The 20051-nt window shown below is 69.8% G+C and carries 16 protein-coding genes; 1 reads left to right on the forward strand and 15 read right to left on the reverse strand.

Annotated elements, in window-relative coordinates; translation table 11 throughout:
- Positions 1–2: 2 nt before the first annotated feature.
- From ligA to murC, 12 genes are all read right to left on the reverse strand, one after another.
- Positions 3–2348 (reverse strand): NAD-dependent DNA ligase LigA, encoded by a 2346-nt coding sequence (gene ligA, locus AC1RN0_RS14395; RefSeq protein ID WP_492788145.1) that lies wholly within the window; start codon positions 2346–2348, stop codon positions 3–5.
- A 136-nt stretch (positions 2349–2484) separates the two neighbouring features.
- A complete protein-coding gene (gene recN / locus AC1RN0_RS14400) occupies positions 2485–4182 on the reverse strand; it encodes a DNA repair protein RecN (protein WP_492788146.1) in 1698 nt (565 codons plus the stop codon).
- A gap of 29 nt (positions 4183–4211) precedes the next feature.
- On the reverse strand, positions 4212–5192 hold the full coding sequence (locus AC1RN0_RS14405) for an outer membrane protein assembly factor BamD (protein ID WP_492788147.1): 981 nt from the start codon (positions 5190–5192) through the stop codon (positions 4212–4214).
- A gap of 92 nt (positions 5193–5284) precedes the next feature.
- On the reverse strand, positions 5285–6181 hold the full coding sequence (gene lpxC / locus AC1RN0_RS14410; protein ID WP_492788148.1) for a UDP-3-O-acyl-N-acetylglucosamine deacetylase: 897 nt from the start codon (positions 6179–6181) through the stop codon (positions 5285–5287).
- A 230-nt stretch (positions 6182–6411) separates the two neighbouring features.
- Positions 6412–7944 (reverse strand): cell division protein FtsZ, encoded by a 1533-nt coding sequence (ftsZ, locus tag AC1RN0_RS14415; RefSeq protein ID WP_492788149.1) that lies wholly within the window; start codon positions 7942–7944, stop codon positions 6412–6414.
- A 200-nt stretch (positions 7945–8144) separates the two neighbouring features.
- The gene (gene ftsA, locus AC1RN0_RS14420) at positions 8145–9470 is read right to left on the reverse strand and encodes a cell division protein FtsA (protein WP_492788310.1); all 1326 of its coding nucleotides are present in this window, start codon (positions 9468–9470) and stop codon (positions 8145–8147) included.
- Positions 9471–9501: 31 nt separating this feature from the next.
- Complete coding sequence (locus AC1RN0_RS14425; RefSeq protein ID WP_492788150.1) at positions 9502–10413, reverse strand: cell division protein FtsQ/DivIB; 912 nt, start codon at positions 10411–10413, stop codon at positions 9502–9504.
- The gene (locus AC1RN0_RS14430) at positions 10379–11326 is read right to left on the reverse strand and encodes a D-alanine--D-alanine ligase (protein WP_492788151.1); all 948 of its coding nucleotides are present in this window, start codon (positions 11324–11326) and stop codon (positions 10379–10381) included. The genes AC1RN0_RS14425 and AC1RN0_RS14430 overlap by 35 nt, the downstream gene beginning before the upstream one ends.
- Positions 11327–11430: 104 nt before the next feature.
- Positions 11431–12825 carry a M28 family peptidase gene (locus tag AC1RN0_RS14435; RefSeq protein ID WP_492788152.1) on the reverse strand — a complete coding sequence of 465 codons (1395 nt, stop codon included), beginning with the start codon at positions 12823–12825 and terminating at the stop codon, positions 11431–11433.
- Positions 12826–12828: 3 nt separating this feature from the next.
- Positions 12829–13743: a UDP-N-acetylmuramate dehydrogenase gene (murB, locus tag AC1RN0_RS14440; RefSeq protein WP_492788153.1), complete on the reverse strand. Its 915-nt coding sequence runs from the start codon at positions 13741–13743 to the stop codon at positions 12829–12831.
- Positions 13740–14114, reverse strand: a complete 375-nt coding sequence (locus AC1RN0_RS14445) for a hypothetical protein (protein WP_492788154.1) — start codon at positions 14112–14114, stop codon at positions 13740–13742. The genes murB and AC1RN0_RS14445 overlap by 4 nt, the downstream gene beginning before the upstream one ends.
- Positions 14107–15531, reverse strand: a complete 1425-nt coding sequence (gene murC / locus AC1RN0_RS14450) for a UDP-N-acetylmuramate--L-alanine ligase (protein ID WP_492788155.1) — start codon at positions 15529–15531, stop codon at positions 14107–14109. Before murC ends, AC1RN0_RS14445 begins: the two co-directional genes overlap by 8 nt.
- Positions 15532–16032: 501 nt before the next feature.
- Between murC and AC1RN0_RS14455 the strand changes: the two genes are divergently transcribed.
- A complete protein-coding gene (locus AC1RN0_RS14455) occupies positions 16033–16338 on the forward strand; it encodes a hypothetical protein (protein WP_492788156.1) in 306 nt (101 codons plus the stop codon).
- 8 nt (positions 16339–16346) lie between these two features.
- Here the strand turns inward: AC1RN0_RS14455 and murG are convergent, their stop codons facing one another.
- The 3 genes from murG to murD are packed head-to-tail and all read right to left on the reverse strand — an operon-like array spanning position 16347 to position 20036.
- On the reverse strand, positions 16347–17444 hold the full coding sequence (murG, locus tag AC1RN0_RS14460; RefSeq protein WP_492788157.1) for an undecaprenyldiphospho-muramoylpentapeptide beta-N-acetylglucosaminyltransferase: 1098 nt from the start codon (positions 17442–17444) through the stop codon (positions 16347–16349).
- 10 nt (positions 17445–17454) lie between these two features.
- Positions 17455–18624: a putative lipid II flippase FtsW gene (ftsW, locus tag AC1RN0_RS14465; RefSeq protein ID WP_492788158.1), complete on the reverse strand. Its 1170-nt coding sequence runs from the start codon at positions 18622–18624 to the stop codon at positions 17455–17457.
- On the reverse strand, positions 18621–20036 hold the full coding sequence (gene murD / locus AC1RN0_RS14470) for a UDP-N-acetylmuramoyl-L-alanine--D-glutamate ligase (RefSeq protein WP_492788159.1): 1416 nt from the start codon (positions 20034–20036) through the stop codon (positions 18621–18623). Before murD ends, ftsW begins: the two co-directional genes overlap by 4 nt.
- Positions 20037–20051 lie beyond the last annotated feature (15 nt).

The raw sequence follows: 20051 nt of genomic DNA on the forward strand, positions 1-20051 counted from the left end.
CGTCAGCCCGCGCCGATCAGCGCCAGCCACTCGTCCTCGGTCAGCACCTTCACCCCGTGCTTCTCGGCGTCCTTCAGCTTTGAGCCGGCGCCGGGACCGGCGACGACGAGGTCGGTCTTCTTCGATACCGAGCCGGCGGTCTTGGCGCCCAGCGCCTCGGCCTGGGCCTTGGCCTCGTCGCGGGTCATCTTCTCCAGCGCCCCGGTGAAGACCACGGTCTTGCCGGCGACGGCGGTGTCGGTCTTCGCCTTGGGCAGGGGCTGGATCTCGTCCAGCTCGGCGACCAGCGCCTCGACCAGCGCGCGGTTGTGATCCTCGCGGAAGAAGTCGGCGACCGACTGGGCGGCCACCGGCCCGACCCCGTCGATGGCCGAGAGCGCCAGGAAGGCCTCGCCCGGCGCGCCGGCGGCGGCGGCCTTCGTGGTCTCGACAAAATCGCCCCAGCTCTCGAACCGGTCGGCCAGCGCCCGGCGCGCCGGGGCGGCGAGGCCGGCGGCGGCGTGGTCGATCTTCTGGCTCATCGGCGCCTGCGGCCAGGGATCCTCACCCAGCGTCGGGGCGAGCGCCAGCAGCTGGTCGCGGGCCTTGGGGCCGAGGCCGTGCAGGGCCGTCAGCTCGACATAGGCGGGGCTCGGCGCCTGCTGCGAGGCCGCCATCACGGCCGCCTCCAGCTCGGCAAAGCTGTCGAAGGCCCGGGCCAGGTGGGTGGCCGTGGTTTCGCCGATGTCGCGGATGCCAAGGCCGAACAGGAAGCGGTCGAGACTGATCGTGCGGCGGGCGTCGACGTTGCGGACGATGTTGGCCACCGAGGTCTCGCCGTAGCCCTCGCGCTCGCGAAGGACGGCCAGCCGCTCCTCGTCCCGCGCCAGGCGGAAGATGTCGGCCGGCTCGGTGATCCAGCCCTCGTCGAGAAAGGCCTGCAGCTGCTTCTCGCCCATGCCCTCGATGTCGAACGCCCGGCGCGAAACGAAGTGCATCAGGTGGCGGATCTTCTGGAACGGACAGGCGAACTCGCCGGTGCAGCGGCGGGCGACGGTGATCGCCCCGCCGGCGGTGGTTTCCTGAACCACCGGCGTCTTCAGCGGACAGATGCAGGTGGTCGGGAAGGCGTACGGCTCGCCCCGGCCTGGCCGGTCGGCGTCGACGGGCCCGAGGATCTGCGGGATCACGTCGCCGGCCCGCTGCAGGGTGACGGTGTCGCCGATGCGGATGTCCTTGCGGGCGATCTCGTCGGCGTTGTGCAGGGTGGCGTTGCGCACCACGACGCCGCCGACGGTCACTGGGTGCAGCCGGGCGACCGGCGTCAGGCTGCCCGTGCGGCCGACCTGGATGTCGATGCCCTCCAGCACGGTGGTCGCCTGCTGGGCCGGGAACTTGTGGGCGATGGCCCAGCGCGGCGAGCGCGAGACGAAGCCCAGCCGCTGCTGCCAGTCCAGCCGGTCGACCTTGTAGACCACCCCGTCGATGTCATAGGCCAGCGTCGGCCGGGCCGCGCCGATCTCCCGATAGACCCCGATCAGGCCCTCGGCGTTCTCCACCCGGCGCGAGCGGTCGTTGGTGGTGAAGCCCCACTCCGCCAGATGCTTCAGGGCCTCGCTCTGGGTCTTCGCGAAGGCCTCACTGATCTCGCCCCAGGCGTAGGCGAAGAAGCGCAGCGGCCGCTTCGCCGTGATCGCCGGATCGATCTGGCGCAGCGAGCCGGCGGCGAAGTTGCGCGGGTTGGCGTAGGTGCGCTGGCCGGCCGCCTCGGCGGTGGTGTTGAAGGCCTCGAACTCGGCCAGCGGCGCATAGACCTCGCCGCGGATCTCGATCACGTCGGGCCAGCCGCGGCCGGACAGGCGTTCGGGAATGTCCTTCAGGGTGCGCAGGTTGGCGGTGATGTCCTCGCCGGTCCGGCCGTCGCCGCGCGTCGCGCCGCGGATCAGAACGCCCTTCTCGTAGCGGATCGAGGCCGACAGCCCGTCGATCTTCGGCTCGGCCGTGAAGGCCACCGGCTCGCCGGCCGGCAGGTCGAGGAACCGCCGCACCCGGGCGACGAAGGCCTCGACCTCGTCGTCGGCGAAGGCGTTGTCGAGGCTGAGCATCGGCACGCCGTGCGCCACCGGCGCGAACTGCTCCGATCGGGAGGCGCCGACGCGCAGCGAGGGGCTGTTGTCGCGCACCAGATGCGGAAAGCGCGCCTCGATCGCCTCGTTGCGGCGCTTGAGCGCGTCATAGTCCGCGTCGCTGATCACCGGCGCGTCTTCCTGGTGATAGCGGATGTCGTGCGCCGCCAGCTCGTCGGCGAGTCGCTCGAGCTCGAGGACGGCTTCGGCTTCGGTCAGGTCGGGGACGGGCGTTTCGGTCATCAGCCTGAGGTGGTTCGATTCGGTGCGTGGTTCGAGACGCTCGCCTGAGGCTCGCTCCTCACCATGACGGACACTATGGCAGCCCACCCCCGTTCGTCATCCTGAGGCGCGGCGAAGCCGCGTCTCGAAGGACGCCCTAAGCCCCGATCAGCGCCCGGGCGGCGGCGCGGGCGGCGTCGGTCACCTCGGCCCCGGACAGCATGCGGGCGATCTCTTCCTCGCGGGCGTTGGCCGACAGGGTCTCGACCGCCGTGCGGATAGAGGTGTCGTCGCCGCTCTTGCTGATGCGCCAGTGGGCGTGGGCGCGGGCGGCGACCTGCGGACTGTGGGTCACGACCAGCACCTGGGCGTCGGCCGCCAGCCGGCGCAGGCGCAGGCCCACGGCGTCGGCCACGGCCCCGCCGACGCCCTGGTCGACCTCGTCGAAGATCATCAGCGGCTGGGCGCCCTGGGTCCGGCCGGCCAGCGCGGCCTTCAGGGCGAGGGCGAAGCGGGCCAGTTCGCCGCCCGACGCGATGGCCTCCAGCGGCCCGAACGGCGCGCCAGGGTTGGTGCAGATCTCGAAGGCGACACGGTCCATGCCGGACGGGCCGGCCCGGTCCTCGGGCAGCGGCTCGACGGCGGCGCGGAAGCGGGCCTTTTCCAGCTTGAGCGGGGCCAGTTCGCCTTCCACCGCCCTGGCCAGCCGCTCACCGGCGGCGCGGCGCTCGGCCGACAGGGTCGCGGCGGCGGCGGTGTAGGCGGCGCGGGCCTCGGCCTCGGCGGCCTCGGCCAGCTTCAGCGCTTCGCCGGACGTCTCCACGGCCCGCAGTCGGGCGGCGAAGTCGGCGCGTACGGCCGGCAGGGACTCCACCGGAACCGACAGCTTGCGGGCCATGGCGCGCAGGGCGAACAGCCGCTCCTCGGCCTCTTCCAGCCGTTTGGGGTCGAGGTCGAACGCCTGGGCGGCATGATCGATGGCCGCCTCGGCCTCGCGGACCTCGCTGACGGCGCGGTCGACGGCCTCGGCGGCGGCGGTCAGGCGCTGGACGGCCGGACCATCGGCGGCCGCGCCGGCCTGGATCGCCCGCTCCCGCGCCCGCTCCAGGGCCCGGAAGGCCTGTGACAGGCGGTTGGCCGTGCTTTCCCCGCCCAGGGCGTCGCGGGCGGCGTCGACGTCGCTGAGGGCCTTCTCGGCGGCGCCCAGCAGGGCGCGTTCCTCGGCCAGGGCCGTCTCCTCGCCCTCGCGCGGATCGAGCCGGTCCAGTTCGCCGAGGCGAAGGGTCAGCTCCTCGATCTCGGCCTCGGCGTTGGCGGCCTGGTCGCGCAGGACGCCGGCCCGCTCGCGCGCGGCGCGCCAGGCGCTCCAGGCCGAGGCGACCGCGCCCAGCGACACGCCGCCGAAGGCGTCCAGCAGGGCGCGGTGGGTGCGCGGATCGAGCAGGCCGACCGTCTCGTGCTGGCCGTGCACCTCCAGCAGCAGCGCGCCCAGCTCCTTGAGCGCGGCGACGCCGGTGGCCTGGTCGTTGACGAAGGCGCGGCTGCGACCGTCGGCCGACAGCTGGCGGCGCAGGACCAGATCCTCGTCACGCTCGTAGCTCAGGCCCTTCTCGTCGAGCAGGGCCCAGACGGCGTGATCGGCGGGCGGGGAGAAGATGGCGGTGGCGCTGGCCTGCTGCGCGCCGCGACGCACGAGGCCGGCGTCGGCGCGGGCGCCGGTCGCCAGGCCCAGGGCGTCGAGAATGATCGACTTGCCCGCGCCCGTCTCGCCGGTGAGCGCGGTCAAGCCGGGGCCGATGGCGAGATCAAGCGCCTCGATCAGCACGACGTCGCGAATGGCCAGCCCGATCAGCATGACCGCAGTCTAGCCTGATTTTCGGAAAGTCAGTGCCCCAACAGGCGACCGAACAGACCCTTTTTCTTGGGCTTGGCCGGGGCCGGCGTCGCGGCCGGCGCGCCGGCTTCCGCCGGAGGGGCGACGGACGGCGGCGCATGCTCGCCGGGAGGGGGCAGCGCCGTCCCGCGGTTCAGCAGGCGGTCGAGGTAGCTGCGCTTGGCGCCCGGCGTCTTGGGCTCGACGGCCGGCTGCAGGCCGCGGTCGGTCAGCAGCTTGTAGGCGTCGGAGTACCAGGCGTCGCCCGGGAAGTTGGCGCCCAGAACGGCGCCGTTGTTGGTCGCTTCCTGGATCAGGCCGACGGTCAGGTAGCATTCCACCAGGCGGTAGAGGGCTTCGGGCGTGTGCGTCGTGGTCTGGTACTTGTCGACCACGGTGCGGAAGCGGCCGATCGCGGCCAGCGTCTGGCCCTGGTTCAGGTAGTAGCGGCCGATGGCCATTTCCTTGCCGGCGAGCTGGTCTCTGACCATATCGACCTTCAGGCGGGCGTCGGCGGCGTATTCACTGTTGGGGAAGCGCTGGATGACTTCCTGCAGCGAGGCGAGCGCCTGCTCGGTGGAGGCCTGGTCGCGACCCACGTCGACGATCTGCTCGAAGTAGCAGATGGCCTTCAGGTAGTAGGCGTAAACCACGGACGCATTGCCCGGGTAGAGCTGGATGAAGCGCTCGGCGTCCTTGATGGCGTCGGCGTACTGGTTGCCCTGGTAATGGGCGTAGGCGGTCATCAGGACCGCGCGACGCGACCATTCAGAATAAGGGTGCTGGCGCTCCACTTCCTGGAAGTAGGTCACCGCTTCGCCCCAGCGATGCTGGTCGAGCTTGTAGGCGCCCGTCGAGTACAGCAGCTCGACCGGCCGCTCCTCGTACGCCAGGCGCGGCTTGGGCTTTTCACGGGCGCAGCCGGCCGCGACCATGGAAACTGTGATGGCGAGGATGAGAAGGGCCGCCCGGCCAGTCGATCTAGGAAGCACTTACCCTCACCTCGAACCAGTTCGCGCGCCCCCGGGCGCAGCTCACGGCTTCTACACCACACAAAGGCGGGCGCAAATGCGGCGGAGACCGCTTAACCGACCTGAGCGAGCGCCGGCGCGAGCGTGCGCATGCGCCAGGCCTGCGGATTGGCCATCAGCGCACGCACCAGAAGGTTGTTCAGACCGTGCCCGGCGTACAGGCCTTCGAAGCGGGCCATCAGCGGCGCGCCGAGCACATAGAGGTCGCCGACCGCGTCCAAAGCCTTGTGGCGCACGAATTCATCCGGGCGGCGCAGGCCTTCGGGATTGAGCACGCGGTCGCCGTCGAGGACGACGGCGTTCTCCATCGAGGCGCCCCGGGCCAGGCCGGCGGCGCGCAGGGCCTCGACGTCCTTGAGGAAGCCGAAGGTCCGGCAATCGGCCAGTTCTTCGCGGAAAGACTGTTCGGTGATTTCCAGATCGACACGCTGGCGGCCGATCGGCGCCGAGTCGAACTGGATTTCGAAGGCCATCTCGAAGGTGTCGCAGGGCAGCAGGGCGGCGGTCTTGTCGCCCTCGGACACCTGGATCGGCTCCAGCACCTCGATGAAGTGGCGCGGCGCTTCCTGGCGGCGGCGACCGGCGCGGTCGAGCACCTGGACGAAGACTTCGGCCGAGCCGTCGAGGATCGGCACTTCGGGACCGTCGAGCTCGACGACGGCGTTGTCGATGGCCAGCGCCGACATGGCGGCCATCAGGTGTTCGATGGTCGAGACGGCCACGCCGTCGGCGTTGTTGATCACGGTGCCCAGGCGGGTCTGACCCACGGCCTCGGCCGACACGCGGATGGCGTTGTCGCGGTCCTTGATGTCGGTGCGCACGAAGGTGATGCCGCTGTTGGCGGCGGCGGGACGCACGGCGACGCGCACATGGGCGCCGGTGTGAACGCCCACGCCCGCGAAGATCACGGGGCCGGCCACGGTATGCTGATGATAAGCCGACACGGACACGAGAAGACCTTTGACTAAATGCCGAGGGCCGACTTCGACCGCTCAACGCCCCACGTGCCATTTAAGGACGATGCTGCACCGCCGCAAAACAAACCCTGTTTCGGATTGTAACCCTCGCAAACCCTTGAAACATAAGAGCTAAACGACAAATCCCGGCCGGACTGCAACAGTCCGACCGGGATCGTTTGTGCTGGCGGTTGAGCCGGGAGCCCGGCTTTTCCCGCGTGAGGCTAGTTGGCCAGGCGGCGCAGGAAGCTCGGGATTTCGAGATCCTCGCCTTCGTCGGCCTGGGGCTCTTCCATCATCTGCGGCGCGACGGCGGTCTGGACGCGTCCGGTGGCGCGCACGGCGGGCGGGCCCTCGTAGCGCTGCTGTTGCTGCGGACGGCCGCCGAACAGGCTCAGGAAGCCCTTCCGCTGCTGGCGGCTGTCCTCGAAGTGCGGGTCGGCATAGAGCGGCGCGTCCAGCTCGCCCTCTTCGGCGACCAGCGGATCGACGATGACAGTGCGCGGCTGTTCGACACGCAGGGTGTGCTGGGCCGGCGGCGTGATGACCGGCGGCGGCGTCGGGGCCGGCGGCGCATCGAAGGTCAGTTCCGGCTCGGGCTCGTAGCTGGGCGCCGGCTCGAAGCGCTGGGCTTCGGCGCGCGGGGCCTGCCAGGCCGGCTCGGCGGCGCGGACCGGCTGCTCATAGACCGGCTCCGGCGCGGGCTGCTGGGCGATCGGCTGGACCGGCTCGACGATCAGCGGCTTGGCCGTGGCGTTCACACGCTGCGGACGGGCCGGTTCGATGGCGGCGATCGAGGCGCCGTCCATGCCGGTGGCGACCACGGAGACCCGGATCGAGCCTTCCAGCGCCGGATCGAAGGCCGCGCCGAAGATGACGTTGGCTTCCGGGTCGACCTGGTCGGTGATGGCGTTGGCCGCTTCGTCGACTTCCAGCAGGGTCATGTCGAGGCCGCCGGTCACGTTGACCAGCACGGCCTTGGCGCCCTTGAGCGAAACTTCGTCGAGCAGCGGGTTCTGGATGGCGTTCTGGGCGGCCATCAGGGCGCGGTCTTCGCCCGTGGCCTCGCCGGTGCCCATCATCGCCTTGCCCATCTCGGTCATGACCGTGCGGACGTCGGCGAAGTCGAGGTTGATCAGGCCCGGCAGCACCATCAGGTCGGTGATCGAGCGGACGCCCGAGTGCAGCACCTGGTCGGCCATGCCGAACGCTTCGGCGAAGGTCGTGCGCTCGTTGGCGACGCGGAACAGGTTCTGGTTGGGGATGACGATCAGGGTGTCGACGTAGCGCTGCAGCTCGGCGATGCCCGCGTCGGCCAGCCGCATGCGGTGACGGCCTTCGAAGTGGAACGGCTTGGTGACCACGCCCACCGTCAGGATGCCGCGCTCCCGCGCGCATTTGGCGATGATCGGCGCGGCGCCGGTGCCGGTGCCGCCGCCCATGCCGGCGGTGATGAACACCATGTGGGCGCCGTCGAGGTGCTCGCCGATCTCCGGCGAGGATTCCTCAGCGGCGCTCATGCCGACTTCCGGGTGGGCGCCGGCGCCCAGACCCTGGGTGACCGTGACGCCCAGCTGGATGCGGCGATCGGTCTTGGCGAACTGAAGCTGCTGGGCGTCGGTGTTGGCGACGACGAACTCGACGCCCTCCAGCCCGGCTTCAATCATGTTGTTGACGGCGTTGCCGCCAGCCCCGCCGATACCAAAGACAACGATCCTGGGCTTCAATTCGGTCGTTTGAGGCGCATACAGCTTCATAGTCGGGACCCCGCGTCCAATTGTTCTTTCGAACGTGCCGACGATCCACCCGCCGGGAATGCCTTACGGCGGGGTTAACATCGGACCCACATCGTTAATCGGCAGTTAACCGCATAGCGTGAGTCGCGAGGGGATCGAGACGTCTGCGGATGAAATTTGTTGATTCGTAAGGGGTTGCGCGAATCAACGGTCGCTACTTGCTACAAATTATCACGGAGCCACGCCGCGACCTTGGCGACGGGCCCCGCCCCGGGATCAAGCGGTTCGCGACGCACGCGGGCGCCGGCGAGAGCCTTGGCGGAAACGGCTTCGCGCGGACCGAAGGCGGCGCGGTGCAGGATTCCGGCGGCGGCGCAGAAGGCCGGACCGGTCACCGCGTCGGCCAGATGCGGCACGCGCCGCGGACGGCCCAGCCGCACCGGGCGGTCGAACACGCGCACGGCCACTTCCCGCACGCCGGCCAGCTGACTGGCGCCGCCGGTCAGGACGATGCCGGCGCCGGGCTCGATCGCCGCGCCGGAAGCCTTCAGCCGTTCACGCAGCAGCTCGAGGGTCTCCTCGACGCGCGGCGCGATGATGCCCTTGAGCAGCGAGCGTGGAGCGATGACCGGGCTGGCGCCGGGATCGTCGCCGCGCGGCGGGGCCTCGATCATCTCGCGGTCCTCGTTGGCCGAGGCGATCGCCGACCCGTGCAGCGTCTTCAGGCGCTCGGCGCCGGCGCGCGAGGTCGAGAAGCCGCGGGCGATGTCCTGGGTCACGTGCTCGCCGCCGACGGCGAGACACTCGACGTGGACCAGGCTGCCGCCGCTGAACACGGCCGCCGAGGTCACGCCCGCGCCCATGTCGATACAGATGGCCCCGAGGTCCATCTCGTCTTCCTCGAGGGCCGCCAGGGCCGAAACGAACGGCGCGGCCACCACGCCCTCGAACTGCAGGTGCGCGCGCTCCACGCAGTGTCCAAGAGTCTGGAAGATGGTCTCGGCGATCGAGACGACCACGAGGTCGACGCCGAGCGACTTGCCGAACATGGCGCGTGGGTCGCGCACGCCGCGCTGGGCGTCGACCGACCAGGCGATCGGCAGGATGTGCAGCGGCCGGCGGCCGGGCAGCCGGATCTGGTCCAGCGCCGCGGCCAGCGCCCGCGAACAGTCGTTGTCGGAGATCGGCCGGGCGCCGATCGACACGCGGGCCGACACGCGGTCGCTGCGCATCTGGCCGCCGGCCGTGGCGATGGTCACGCCCTGGACGCTGACGCCGGCGACCGACTCGGCCCGCTCGACGGCCAGGGCGATGGCCTCGGCCGCCTCGTCCATGCTGGAAATGGTCGCGCCCTTGACGCCGCGCGACTGGACATAGCCCACGCCCGCCGTGGTCAGGGTGCGGTCCGACCGGCGCACGCCGTCCGGCTTCATGACGAAGCAGGCCACCTTCGAGGCCCCCAGATCGACCGCCGCGATCACCGGCTGACGGGCGAGCGCCGCCTTCAGGCTGTCGCCAGCCTGTTTGCGATCATCCTGCCGCGTCAAAGTCTTTGCCACCCGATAGCTCCCAAAAGTCCTATGCGCCGTCCGAAGCGAGAGGCTCGCCCGGCAACGGCGCCCCGCGCGGGCGGACGGCGACGACGCCGGGCTCACGCAGGTCGATTCGTTCAAATCCAAGTTCGAGGATGCGCTGACGCTGATCGAGCTGGTCCAGCTGGATCAGGGCCGACTCCTCCTCGACGGCCGGCAGCTGCACCAGCCCGCCGTCCTTCAGCCGCAGGTCCCAGCGACGGCCGTCGACCCGCACGATGGCTTCCAGCCGTTCGACCAGACGCGGCCGCGAATTGACTGCCTGGAGGATCTGGGCGGCGCCTTCGTTGGCCCCCTCCCCGACGATCAGCGGCAGCTGCGGGAAACGGCCGGCGTCGGCCTCCGGAATGGGATTGCCACCGGCGTCGATGACCAGGGTCCGGCCGTGGTTCTGCCAGACCGCCAGGGTCTGGCGTTCGCGCACGGCGACGACCAGCGTGTCGGGCAGCAGGCGCACGACCTGCGCCTCCTGGACCCAGCCCACGCGCTCGACCGATTTGCGGACCGCTTCCAGGTCGATGTCGAGGATCGGCTGGCCCAGCTGCAGGCCGGTCGAAGCCAGGATGGACCGCTCCGCCATCGGCGAGGCGCCCTGGATGTGAACGCGGGCCAGCTTGAAACCGAGACCCGCGGTCTGACCGGCGACGGCCTGCTGCGTGTTCTGGGCCAGCGCCTGGGCCCGGTGACCTGTGGCGAGGGTGACGACCAGACCGACGCCGAACACCACGCCGGCCGCCATGATGGCGATGCGGGGCGGCAGGCCAACGCCACGGGCAGCCCGCAGCTTGGCCGCGGTCTGAGGCCCCTTGGCGGAGGCGCGGGGTTTTCCCTGGCTGACGGGCGCTTTGGCCCTGGGCCTGGCGTTACTGCGCCGAGCCCCCCGCAATGTCGCGGGCATACGCGTCCTCCACGATCCAGAGCACCAGTTGGTCGAAACTAATTCCGAGATGGGCCGCCTGCTCAGGAACCAGAGAGGTGGGCGTCATTCCGGGCTGCGTGTTGACCTCCAAGAGGACCAGAAGACGCTTAACGGGGTCATAACGAAGATCACTTCTGGTCACCCCCCGGCAACCAAGAGCGGCGTGGGCGAGCTCGGCCAGGCGCAGGGCGCGGTCGAAGTCTTCCTGGGGCATCCGTGCGGGCACCACGTGCTGGGAGCCGCCTTCGGCGTATTTGGCGTCGTAATCGTAGAATCCGGTGGTCGGAACGATCTCGGTGACCGTCAAGGCCTTGCCGTCCCTGACCGCGACAGCCAGCTCGAGCCCGGCGATGTAGGGCTCGATCATAACTTCGTCACCATAGGTCCAGGACGGCGCGACCAGCTCCTGCGGCGGCCGGTTGGCCCCGTCGAACACCAGAAACACCCCGACCGAGGAGCCTTCGGCGTTCGGCTTCACGACGTAGGGCGGCTCCATCACGTGACGTTCGGCCGCGGCGAAACGATTGAAAAGGCCGCCGCCCGGCACCGTCACACCGGCCGCAGCGAGCACGGCCTTGGACTTGGCCTTGTCCATGGCCAGCGCCGAGGCCAGCACGCCGCAGTGGGTGTAGGGAATGCCGATGGTCTCAAGCACGCCCTGGACGCAGCCGTCCTCGCCCCAGGCGCCGTGCAGGGCGTTGAAGCAGACGTCGGGCTTGAGGGCCGTCAGGACCTGGGCGAGGTCGCGCCCGGCGTCGACGCGGCTGACCTTCGCGCCAAGATTTTCCAGCGCCGTGGCGCAGGCCGCGCCGGATACGAGACTGACCTCGCGCTCGGAGGACAGACCGCCGAGCAGAACGGCGACGTGGCGGCCGGCCAGGGGAAGGGACATGCGGGGCTCCAGTAGGTTCGGCGGTGCTTTAGCCGCGATAGCAGGCGGGTGTTAAGCCGTCGCCGCCATCGCGTGGATATTCAGCGGAGAGCCCCGCCGGTGGATCAAGGCGCCTTCGCCGGCTCGACCGCCGGCTTCGGGCGGTAGTCCGCCTCGCTCTGGGCCAGCAGGTAGAGCAGCGAGGCCCAGGCGGCGACGTTCTGGTTCAGCTGGGCCGGGTCGACCTTGTCGATCGTGTCGTCCCCCGAGTGGTGCAGGTCGAAGTAGCGCAGCGCGCTCTGGCGCAGGGTGAACACGGGCACGCCGGCCTCCTGCAGGCCTTCGGTGTCGGAGCCGCCGAACGGCGCCGGGTCGCGCGAAACGTAGATCTTCAGCGGGGCCAGCACGGTGGGCAGCTCGGCCAGGGCCGGGTCCTTCATCGCGTCCTTGGGCAGCATCAGGCTGTAGATGGCGTCGGCGCCCAGATCGCTCTCGCTGGCCATGACGATGTTGGGAACCTCGGCCTTGTGCGCGGCCAGATAGGCCTCGCTCGAGCCGCCCGATTCCTCCGAACCCCACATTACCACGCGGATCGTCCGGCGCGGATGCTGCGGCAGGCCGCCGATCAGTTTCGCCGCGGCGGTGGTGATGGCGATGCCCGAGGCGTCGTCGATGGCCCCCGTGCCCGGATCCCAGCTGTCGAGGTGCCCGCCGATGACGATGACCTCCTCCGGCTTGCCGCTGCCCGGGATCTCGCCGGAGATGTTCCAGGCCACGCCCTTGGGATCCAGGGTCGAGGCCAGGTTGAGCTTGATGCGGACGGGGCCGCGCGCGGCGAGCCGCTCGATCAGCTCGGCGTCCGGCACGCCCAGCGCGGCGGCCGGAATCTTCGGCGCGTCGTCCGCGTAACCCAGCACGCCGGTGTGCGGCAGGCGGGAGTCGGACGTCGACACCGAGCGCATCAGGAAGGCGACCGCGCCGCGCTTCGCCGCCTCGGAGGCGCCCGAACGCCGCACGATGCCGGCGGCGCCGTAGCCCTGGCCGTCCTGGGTGCGGGTCATCGGGGCGGTGACCACCGCGATCTTGCCGTTCAGCGAACCGACCGGCGCGGCCAGCAGGGCGGCGTAGCTTTTGAACACCACCACCTCGGCCTCGATGCCCTTGGGCGGCGTCGGCACGGTGCGGCCGAGGCCGAGGATCGACAGCTGGAACGGATAGGGGCCGGTGATCGAGGCTGACTCCGCGCCGCGGATCCAGCTCGGCTTGGCGAATTCCTCGACCTTGATGTTGGTGAAGCCCATGTCGGTGAAGGTCTTCACCGCCCAGTCCTTCGCCCGGGCCATGCCCGGCGAGCCGACGAGGCGCGGCCCGACGGTGGTGGTCAGATCCTCCAGCACGGTCCAGGCGGTGGTGTCGGTCAGCGCCCGGTCGCGCAGAGCGGCGGCGGTGTCGGCGGGCTCGGCGGCGAAGGCCGGCGTCGCCAGAAGCGACAGGGCGGCGAACAGGGCGATGCGACGCATGGCTTACTCCTTGTCCGGCAGAGGTCTGCCGATCCGTTTGATTTCCCAGTCGAGCTGGATGCCGGTGCTGGCCAGAACGTCAGCCCGGACCGCTTCGCCGAGGCCTTCCAGGTCGGCGGCCGTGGCCTCGCCGGTGTTGATCATGAAGTTGGAATGCAGGGGCGAGAACATCGCGCCGCCAAACAGCTTTCCGCGCCAGCCCGCCTCGTCGACCAGCTTCCAGGACGAGTGGCCGGGCGGGTTCTTGAAGGTCGAGCCGCCCGTCTTGTCGCGGATCGGCTGGGTGGTCTCGCGGCGGGCGGTGATCTCGGCCATGCGCGCCTTGATGGCGGCGGGGTCGTCCGGCGTGCCGCGGAAGGTCGCGCCGAGCACGAGGACGTCGCCGTCCTGGATCGCGCTGTGGCGATAGGTGTAGCCGAGCTCGGCCAGCGGCATGTCGCGCACCGCGCCGGTGCGGTCCATGACCCGTGCGGACTCCAGCACATTGACCGTCTCGGCGCCGTAGCAGCCGGCGTTCATGACCACCGCACCGCCAACCGTGCCGGGAATGCCGGCGTAGAATTCCAGTCCGGCGATGCCCGCCTCGGCGGCCTTGCGGGCCAGGATGGCGTCCGGCACGGCCGAGCCGGCGCGGATACGGCTGTCGCCCAGCGCCTCGACCGAGTTGAAGCCGCGCCCCAGCCGGATGATCACGCCGCCCACGCCGCCGTCACGCACCAGCAGGTTGGAGCCGACGCCGATGGCCATGACCGGCACGGCCGGGTCTAGCGCCTTGAGGAACTCAGCGAGGTCCGCCTCGTCCTCCGGCAGGAACACGACATCCGCCGGCCCGCCGACGCGGAACCAGGTGAACGGCGCCAGCGGTTCATCGCGCAGGAGTTTGCCGCGGACGGGCGGGAGGGAGTCGCGCCAGGTCATCTTACGACGAGCCGATCCTTCTCAAACCGCGCGGGCGCCGGCCTGTTGAGACGTTCGGTCCAAACTGGGTCGAGCATCGCCATAAGGCGCTCTTGTTCTCCGTGAGCATGGCCGGCCATTTCTCGAGTGATGAATTCCAGGACCTTGGCCACAAAGACGTCCGCGTCTTTCTCGTTTGCGATTGTGAACGCGCCCCCGCGTTCAACGAACAACAGCGAAAAGGCGCCGCCCCGCCGCCCGCGACGAATCCAGGCGCCCCCGACCGATGCGGGCGGCATGGAAAGCCATGGGAGCAAGGTTTCGGGCGCACCGATCGCCGCCGCCAGCTCGCGAATCCTGCGATCAATTTCCTCAATCGCCGGATCAACCAACGTCGAGCGCCTCCAACTGCCCCGGCAGGGCATAGGACCAGCTGGTGATGTCCCCGGCGCCGAGCAGCACGACGATATCGCCGGCCTTCGCCTCGTCCTTGACCAGCGCCGCCAGCGCGGCCGGGCCGTCCAGCGGGATGGCGCGGCGGTGGCCGTAGCGGCGCAGGCCCTCGACCAGGGCGTCGCGGTCGACGCCCTCGATCGGCGTCTCGCCGGCCGTGTAGACGTCGGCCACCACGACCACGTCGGCGTCGTTGAAGCAGGCGCTGAACTCGGCCATCAGGTCGCGCAGCCGGGTGAAGCGGTGTGGCTGGACCACGGCGATGACCTTGCCCTCCCCGGTCACGGCGCGGGCGGCGGTCAGCACGGCGCTGATCTCCACCGGATGGTGGGCGTAGTCGTCGATGATCCGCACGCCGTTCACGACGCCGGTGGTGGTGAACCGGCGCTTGACCCCGCCGAAGGCCTTCAGGCCCGCGCGGATGGCGTCCGCCCCGACGCCCAGCTCACGCGCCACGGCGATGGCGGCGCAGGCGTTCATGACGTTGTGCAGCCCGGCCATCGGCAGGGTCAGGCCCTCGTAGCGGATCGGCTCGCCCTCGCGCGGGCTGATCTGCACGTCGAACCTGGCCCCGTCGGGACCCATGGTGATGTGGGTGGCGCGGACCTCGGCCTGCGGATTGGTGCCGTAGGTCACCAGCCGGCGGTTCTCGACCCGGGCGCTCAGCGCCTGGACCTCGGGGTGGTCCACGCAGATGGCCGCGAAGCCGTAGAACGGGATGTTCTCGACGAAGTCCTGGAAACCCTTCTTCACCGCCTCGAAGTCGCCCCAGTGGTCGAGGTGCTCGGCGTCGATGTTGGTGACCACCGCGACCGTGGACTTGAGCTTGAGGAAGGTGCCGTCGCTTTCGTCGGCCTCGACGACGATCCAGTCGCCCTCCCCGACCTTGGCGTTGGTGCCGTAGGCGTTGATGATCCCGCCATTGACCACGGTCGGGTCCAGCCCGCCGGCGTCCAGCAGGGCGGCGATCATCGAGGTGGTGGTGGTCTTGCCGTGCGTACCGCCGACGGCGACCGAGAACTGCAGCCGCATCAGCTCGGCCAGCATCTCGGCGCGGCGCACCAGCGGCAGCCGGCGCTCGCGGGCGGCGACCATCTCGGGATTGTCGGGCTTGACGGCTGTCGAATAGACGATCGCCGAGGCGCCTTCGACCTGGCCGCCCTCGTGGCCGATGAAGATGCGCGCGCCCAGCTTCTCCAGCCGCTCGGTGTTGGCCGACGCTTTCACGTCGGAGCCCTGCACGGTGTAGCCGATACGGATCATGATTTCGGCGATGCCGCTCATGCCGATGCCGCCGATGCCGATGAAGTGCACGGGGCCGATTTCGAAGGGGACGGGTCGTCGACGCTGGATCATGGGCGGTGGATTAGACGAAATTCGTCGACGCTAAAACCAAGCACAAGAAATGCGCATCTCGATTGCTTTTCGCTTCAATACACGTTAAACGATATATACCCAAGGATGGAGGTTACGAATCATGCGGAAGGCGGACATCGCTGCGCTGATCGCAGCCCTCCTCGCTGCCATTGCACAATCGGCCCTTGCGAACATGCCCCCGGCGGTCACAGCGCCGGCTGTGGATTACGATTTCCCGCACCACGCGATGGATGGCCATTCTCCGCCACGCTCTCGCTGGCAGGCCGCCCAGCTGGAGTGTGACGCCACCGGATTGGGTGGTGGGTCGTGCCCGTCATTTCAGCGTTGCATCGAGGGCTGCTACCTCGATTTTGAAATCGAAGTCGGGATTTGCGTGTCACTCGGGGCGGCCCTCGCTTCTAATTGCATCGGCATATCCGCAAACAGGCTAAGGCGGTGCAAGAGGGACTGCGGGGAAGGATTGGGCTAGAAGCTCAACAAATGGGAGTTACGCTCGACCTGATCGCGTTGCGGCTCGACAATGGCATCGCGGTCAAATCCATTGTCACCGTCAGAGATCCCGTGCGCTTGGACTGGGCGGATCACGGCTATCAGGCGCGTCTGACGATTTCTGGTTTCACGGAGCTGGATATGAACGCCTACGGCGGCAGCGCGATTCAGGCCCTCGAATATGCGATCCAGTTCGCAAGGGTCGAACTCATGCTGCACAGCGGCGTATGGCGGTACGAAGGCCCTGATGGAAATCCGATCGACCTGATCTATCCGCAGATTGAGATGCCGATTTAGAAAGCGGCTTACCCCAAGGCTGTCCGCTCGACCAGATCGGCGAGTTTTTCCGCCGCGTCCGGCCGCGCCACCGAGCGGGCGCCGGCGGCCATGCGGGTCAGCATGGCCGGATCCTTGAGCATGGCGTTGAGCGCGCCGGCGAGGCTGTCGACGGTCAGTTCGTCCTCCAGCGCCACGGCCGCGGCGCCGGCGTCGGCCAGCAGTTTGGCGTTGAAGCGCTGGTGGTCGTCGGCGGCGATCTTCAGCGGCACCAGCAGCGACGGCTTGCCGGCCACGGCCAGCTCGCAGACCGTGGAAGCGCCCGCTCGGCCGATGACCAGGTGGGCGGCGGACAGACGACCGGCCATGTCGCGGAAGAAGGGCGCCACCTCGGCCTTGACCATGGCGTTGGCGTAGATCCGCCGGGCGTTGTCCATCGACTCCTTGCGGGTCTGCTGCTGCACCTGCAGCCGTCCGCGGATGTCTTCGGGCAGGCGCAGGATCGCCTCGGGCGTCAGTTCGGACAGCAGGCGCGCGCCCTGGCTGCCGCCGGTGACCAGCAGCCGCAGCGGGCCGCCGGGCTCGGGCGCCTCATAGGGCTGGTCGTAGAGGGCGCGGATCTCCGGCCGAACCGGACTGCCCACCACATGGGCCGACCCTTTCACCTTCGCCGAGGCGAGTTCCAGCGTCGGAAAGGCGCAGGCGACGGCCGTGACCCTTGACGCGAGGAAGCGGTTCACCCGGCCGAGGACGGCGTTCTGTTCGTGGATCACGGTCGGCCGGCCCTGGGTCAGGGCCGCCAGCAGCGACGGCAGGGACGGATAGCCGCCGAAGCCGACGACGACCGCCGGGTCCATGCGCTTGAAGATGGCGCGGGCCTGCAGCGTGCCGCGCAGCACCGCGACGCCGGCCTTGGCCATGCCCATCGGATCGCCGGATTTGGCCGTGGCGGCCGACAGGCTGATGCGGATGTCGGCCGGGAACTTGTCGGCGTACATCGCGCCGCGATCGTCGGTGGCGAGCAGAATCCGCCAGCCGCGCCGGATCAGTTCCTCGGCGAGGGCCTGGGCGGGGAACATATGGCCGCCGGTGCCCCCGGCGGCGACGACTGCGACGCGTTGTGCCATCGGCGACGTCTTAGGCGAAAGCGCCGGCGCGGGCGAGGCCCTCGCTGGTGGCGTAGGCGCCGGGCCGCCTGCGGGTCAGGCCGAGCGCCATGCCCAGCGTCAGGCCCATGGCCAGCATCGAGGAGCCCCCATAGCTGATGAATGGCAGGGTCATGCCCTTGGTTGGGATCATGTTGAGGTTCACCGCCACATTGATCAGCGCCTGCAGGCCGACCAGCACGAACAGTCCGGCCGCGGCCACCTGCTCGAACGGATCCGACAGCCGCAGCGACTTGTACAGGCCCCGCACCACGAGGAAGGCGAACAGGCCGATCAGCGCCAGCGAGAAGACCAGACCGTACTCCTCGGCGAGCACCGAATAGGCGAAGTCGGTGTGCATGTCGGGCACGCCGCGCTTCATCACGCCTTCGCCGGGGCCGCGCCCGAACCAGTGACCGGCCCAGATCGCTTCGGACGCCTGGGTGATCTGGTGCTTGTCGGCCTTGTCGGGGCTGAGGAACATCTCGACGCGCGCATGGACGTGCGGCAGCAGGAAGTAGGTGCTGCCGAGACCGATGACGGCGACGACGCCCAAGCCCATGATCCAGCTGATCGGCACGCCGGCCATCCAGAAGACGGCGCCGAACGCAACGGTGATCAGGATCGTCTGGCCCAAGTCGGGCTGGGTGATCAGGAGCCCCACCGCCAGGAGATAGAGGAAGAAGGCGATGAACACGCCGGGCACGCCCTCGCCCTTCTGGCCTTCGGCGAACATCCAGGCGACCAGCACGATCAGCGCCGGCTTCATGAATTCGGACGGCTGCAGGGTGAAGCCGGCGAAATGGACCCATCGGGTCGCGCCCTTGGCCTCGTGGCCGATGAACGGCAGCGCGGCCATGACAAGGATCATCGCCAGATAGATGAAGAAGGCCGCCCGCCGGATGGTCCGGGCCTCGAGCATCGAGACCCCGATCACCAGCCCCGCCGCCAGCACGCCGAACAGCGACTGGCGGACCGCGAAGTGGAAGGCGTCGTCATAGTGCAGCCGGGCGGCCGCGGCCGGGCTGGTGCCGAACGACAGCAGCACGCCCAGCGTGATCAGGGTGAACACGGCTCCGAGCAGCCAGCGGTCCATCGTCCACCACCAGTTGCCAACGCGCGTGGTGTCCGAGCGGAGAAAGGTGTGCGGGCTGTAGCTCACGCGCGCGCTCCCTTGAGGGCGGGTCGCTGGAGGGATCCGACGGCGGCGCGGAAGGCTTCGCCGCGGGCCTCGAAGTCACTGAACTGGTCGAACGAGGCGCAGGCCGGCGAGAGCAGGACGATGGCGTCCTCCCCGCTGGCCTCGGCGTCGGCGAAGGCCGCGGCCGTGGCCGCCTCGAGCGTGCCGGACTGGACCCAGGGCGCACGGCCCTCGAGCACCTTGGCGAAGTCGGCGGCGCCCTCGCCGATCAGGTAGGCCTTGGCCACGCGGCCGAACAGGTCGGACAGCGGCGCGATGCCGCCCTCCTTGGGCTGGCCGCCGGCGATCCAGTAGACGCGCGGATAGCTGCTCAGGGCCTGGCGGGCGGCGTCGGCGTTGGTCGCCTTGGAGTCGTTGACGAAGCGGACCCGGCCGATCATCGCCACCGTCTCCATGCGGTGGGCGAGACCGGGGAAGGTCATCAGGCCCTCGGCCGCCTCTTCCGCCGGCACGCCCAGCGCGCGGGCCGCGGCGTAGGCGGCGGCGGCGTTCTGCCAGTTGTGCCGGCCCGGCAGCGAGCGGGCCCGCAACAGGTCGGCGACCTCGATGACGCGGTCGCCGGTGGCGTCGTAGAGCACACCCTGGATGGCGTAGACGCCGCGCCCCATCGAACGGCCGGCGCTGATCGGCCAGATGGTCCGGTGGTTGGCGGCGGTGATCTCGGTGCAGATGCGCTGGCACCAGGCGTCGTCGACGCCGATGATCGCGGTGTCGCCCTTGGTCTGGTTCAGCAGCACGCGCCGCTTGGCCGCGACATAGCCCTCCATGCCGCCGTGGCGGTCGAGGTGGTCGGGCGAGATGTTCAGCAGCACCGCCGCGTCGGGCTTGAGGCTGGAGGTCAGATCCAGCTGGTAGGACGAGGTCTCCAGCACATAGACGGCCCCGCCGTGCATGTCGGGCAGATCCAGCACGCCGATGCCGATGTTGCCGCCGATGCGGGTGTCGCGGCCCGCGCTGGCGCAGAGGTGGCCCAGCAGGGCCGTGGTGGTCGACTTGCCGTTGGTGCCGGTGATGGCGGCGACCCTGGGCCGCTTGTGCGCCGGCGCCGCGTTCACGGTCCGGGCGAAGAGTTCGATGTCGCCGAGAACCTCGACGCCGGCGGCCCGGGCCATCTCGACGGTCCAGTTGGGCTTCGGATGCGTCAGCGGCACGCCCGGCGACAGCATCAGGGCGGCGAACGACGACCAGTCAGCGGTCTTCAGGTCGACGACCGGAAAGCCTTCGGCGGCGGCGGCCGCGCGGCCAGCCTCCTTCTCGTCCCACAGCGCCACTTCCGCGCCCCCGGCGACGAGCGCGCGCGCGGCCGTCAGCCCGGTCCGGCCGAGACCGAACACGGCGACCTTGCGTCCCTCGAAGCCGCGGATGGGGATCATGGCGAGCTCTGCGCC

This window comes from Caulobacter sp. GW821-FHT12F03, assembly GCF_058806855.1.

Bases quoted from the DNA above. Each gene is read 5' to 3' on its own strand.
- AC1RN0_RS14430 (WP_492788151.1), bottom strand. From the start codon at position 11,326: ATGTCCCTTCCCCTGGCCGGCCGCCACGTCGCCGTTCTGCTCGGCGGT.
- recN (WP_492788146.1), bottom strand. From the start codon at position 4,182: ATGCTGATCGGGCTGGCCATTCGCGACGTCGTGCTGATCGAGGCGCTT.
- AC1RN0_RS14425 (WP_492788150.1), bottom strand. From the start codon at position 10,413: ATGCCCGCGACATTGCGGGGGGCTCGGCGCAGTAACGCCAGGCCCAGG.
- murG (WP_492788157.1), bottom strand. From the start codon at position 17,444: ATGGCACAACGCGTCGCAGTCGTCGCCGCCGGGGGCACCGGCGGCCAT.
- ftsZ (WP_492788149.1), bottom strand. From the start codon at position 7,944: ATGAAGCTGTATGCGCCTCAAACGACCGAATTGAAGCCCAGGATCGTT.
- AC1RN0_RS14455 (WP_492788156.1), top strand. From the start codon at position 16,033: ATGGGAGTTACGCTCGACCTGATCGCGTTGCGGCTCGACAATGGCATC.
- murC (WP_492788155.1), bottom strand. From the start codon at position 15,531: ATGATCCAGCGTCGACGACCCGTCCCCTTCGAAATCGGCCCCGTGCAC.
- murD (WP_492788159.1), bottom strand. From the start codon at position 20,036: ATGATCCCCATCCGCGGCTTCGAGGGACGCAAGGTCGCCGTGTTCGGT.
- murB (WP_492788153.1), bottom strand. From the start codon at position 13,743: ATGACCTGGCGCGACTCCCTCCCGCCCGTCCGCGGCAAACTCCTGCGC.
- ligA (WP_492788145.1), bottom strand. From the start codon at position 2,348: ATGACCGAAACGCCCGTCCCCGACCTGACCGAAGCCGAAGCCGTCCTC.
- AC1RN0_RS14435 (WP_492788152.1), bottom strand. From the start codon at position 12,825: ATGCGTCGCATCGCCCTGTTCGCCGCCCTGTCGCTTCTGGCGACGCCG.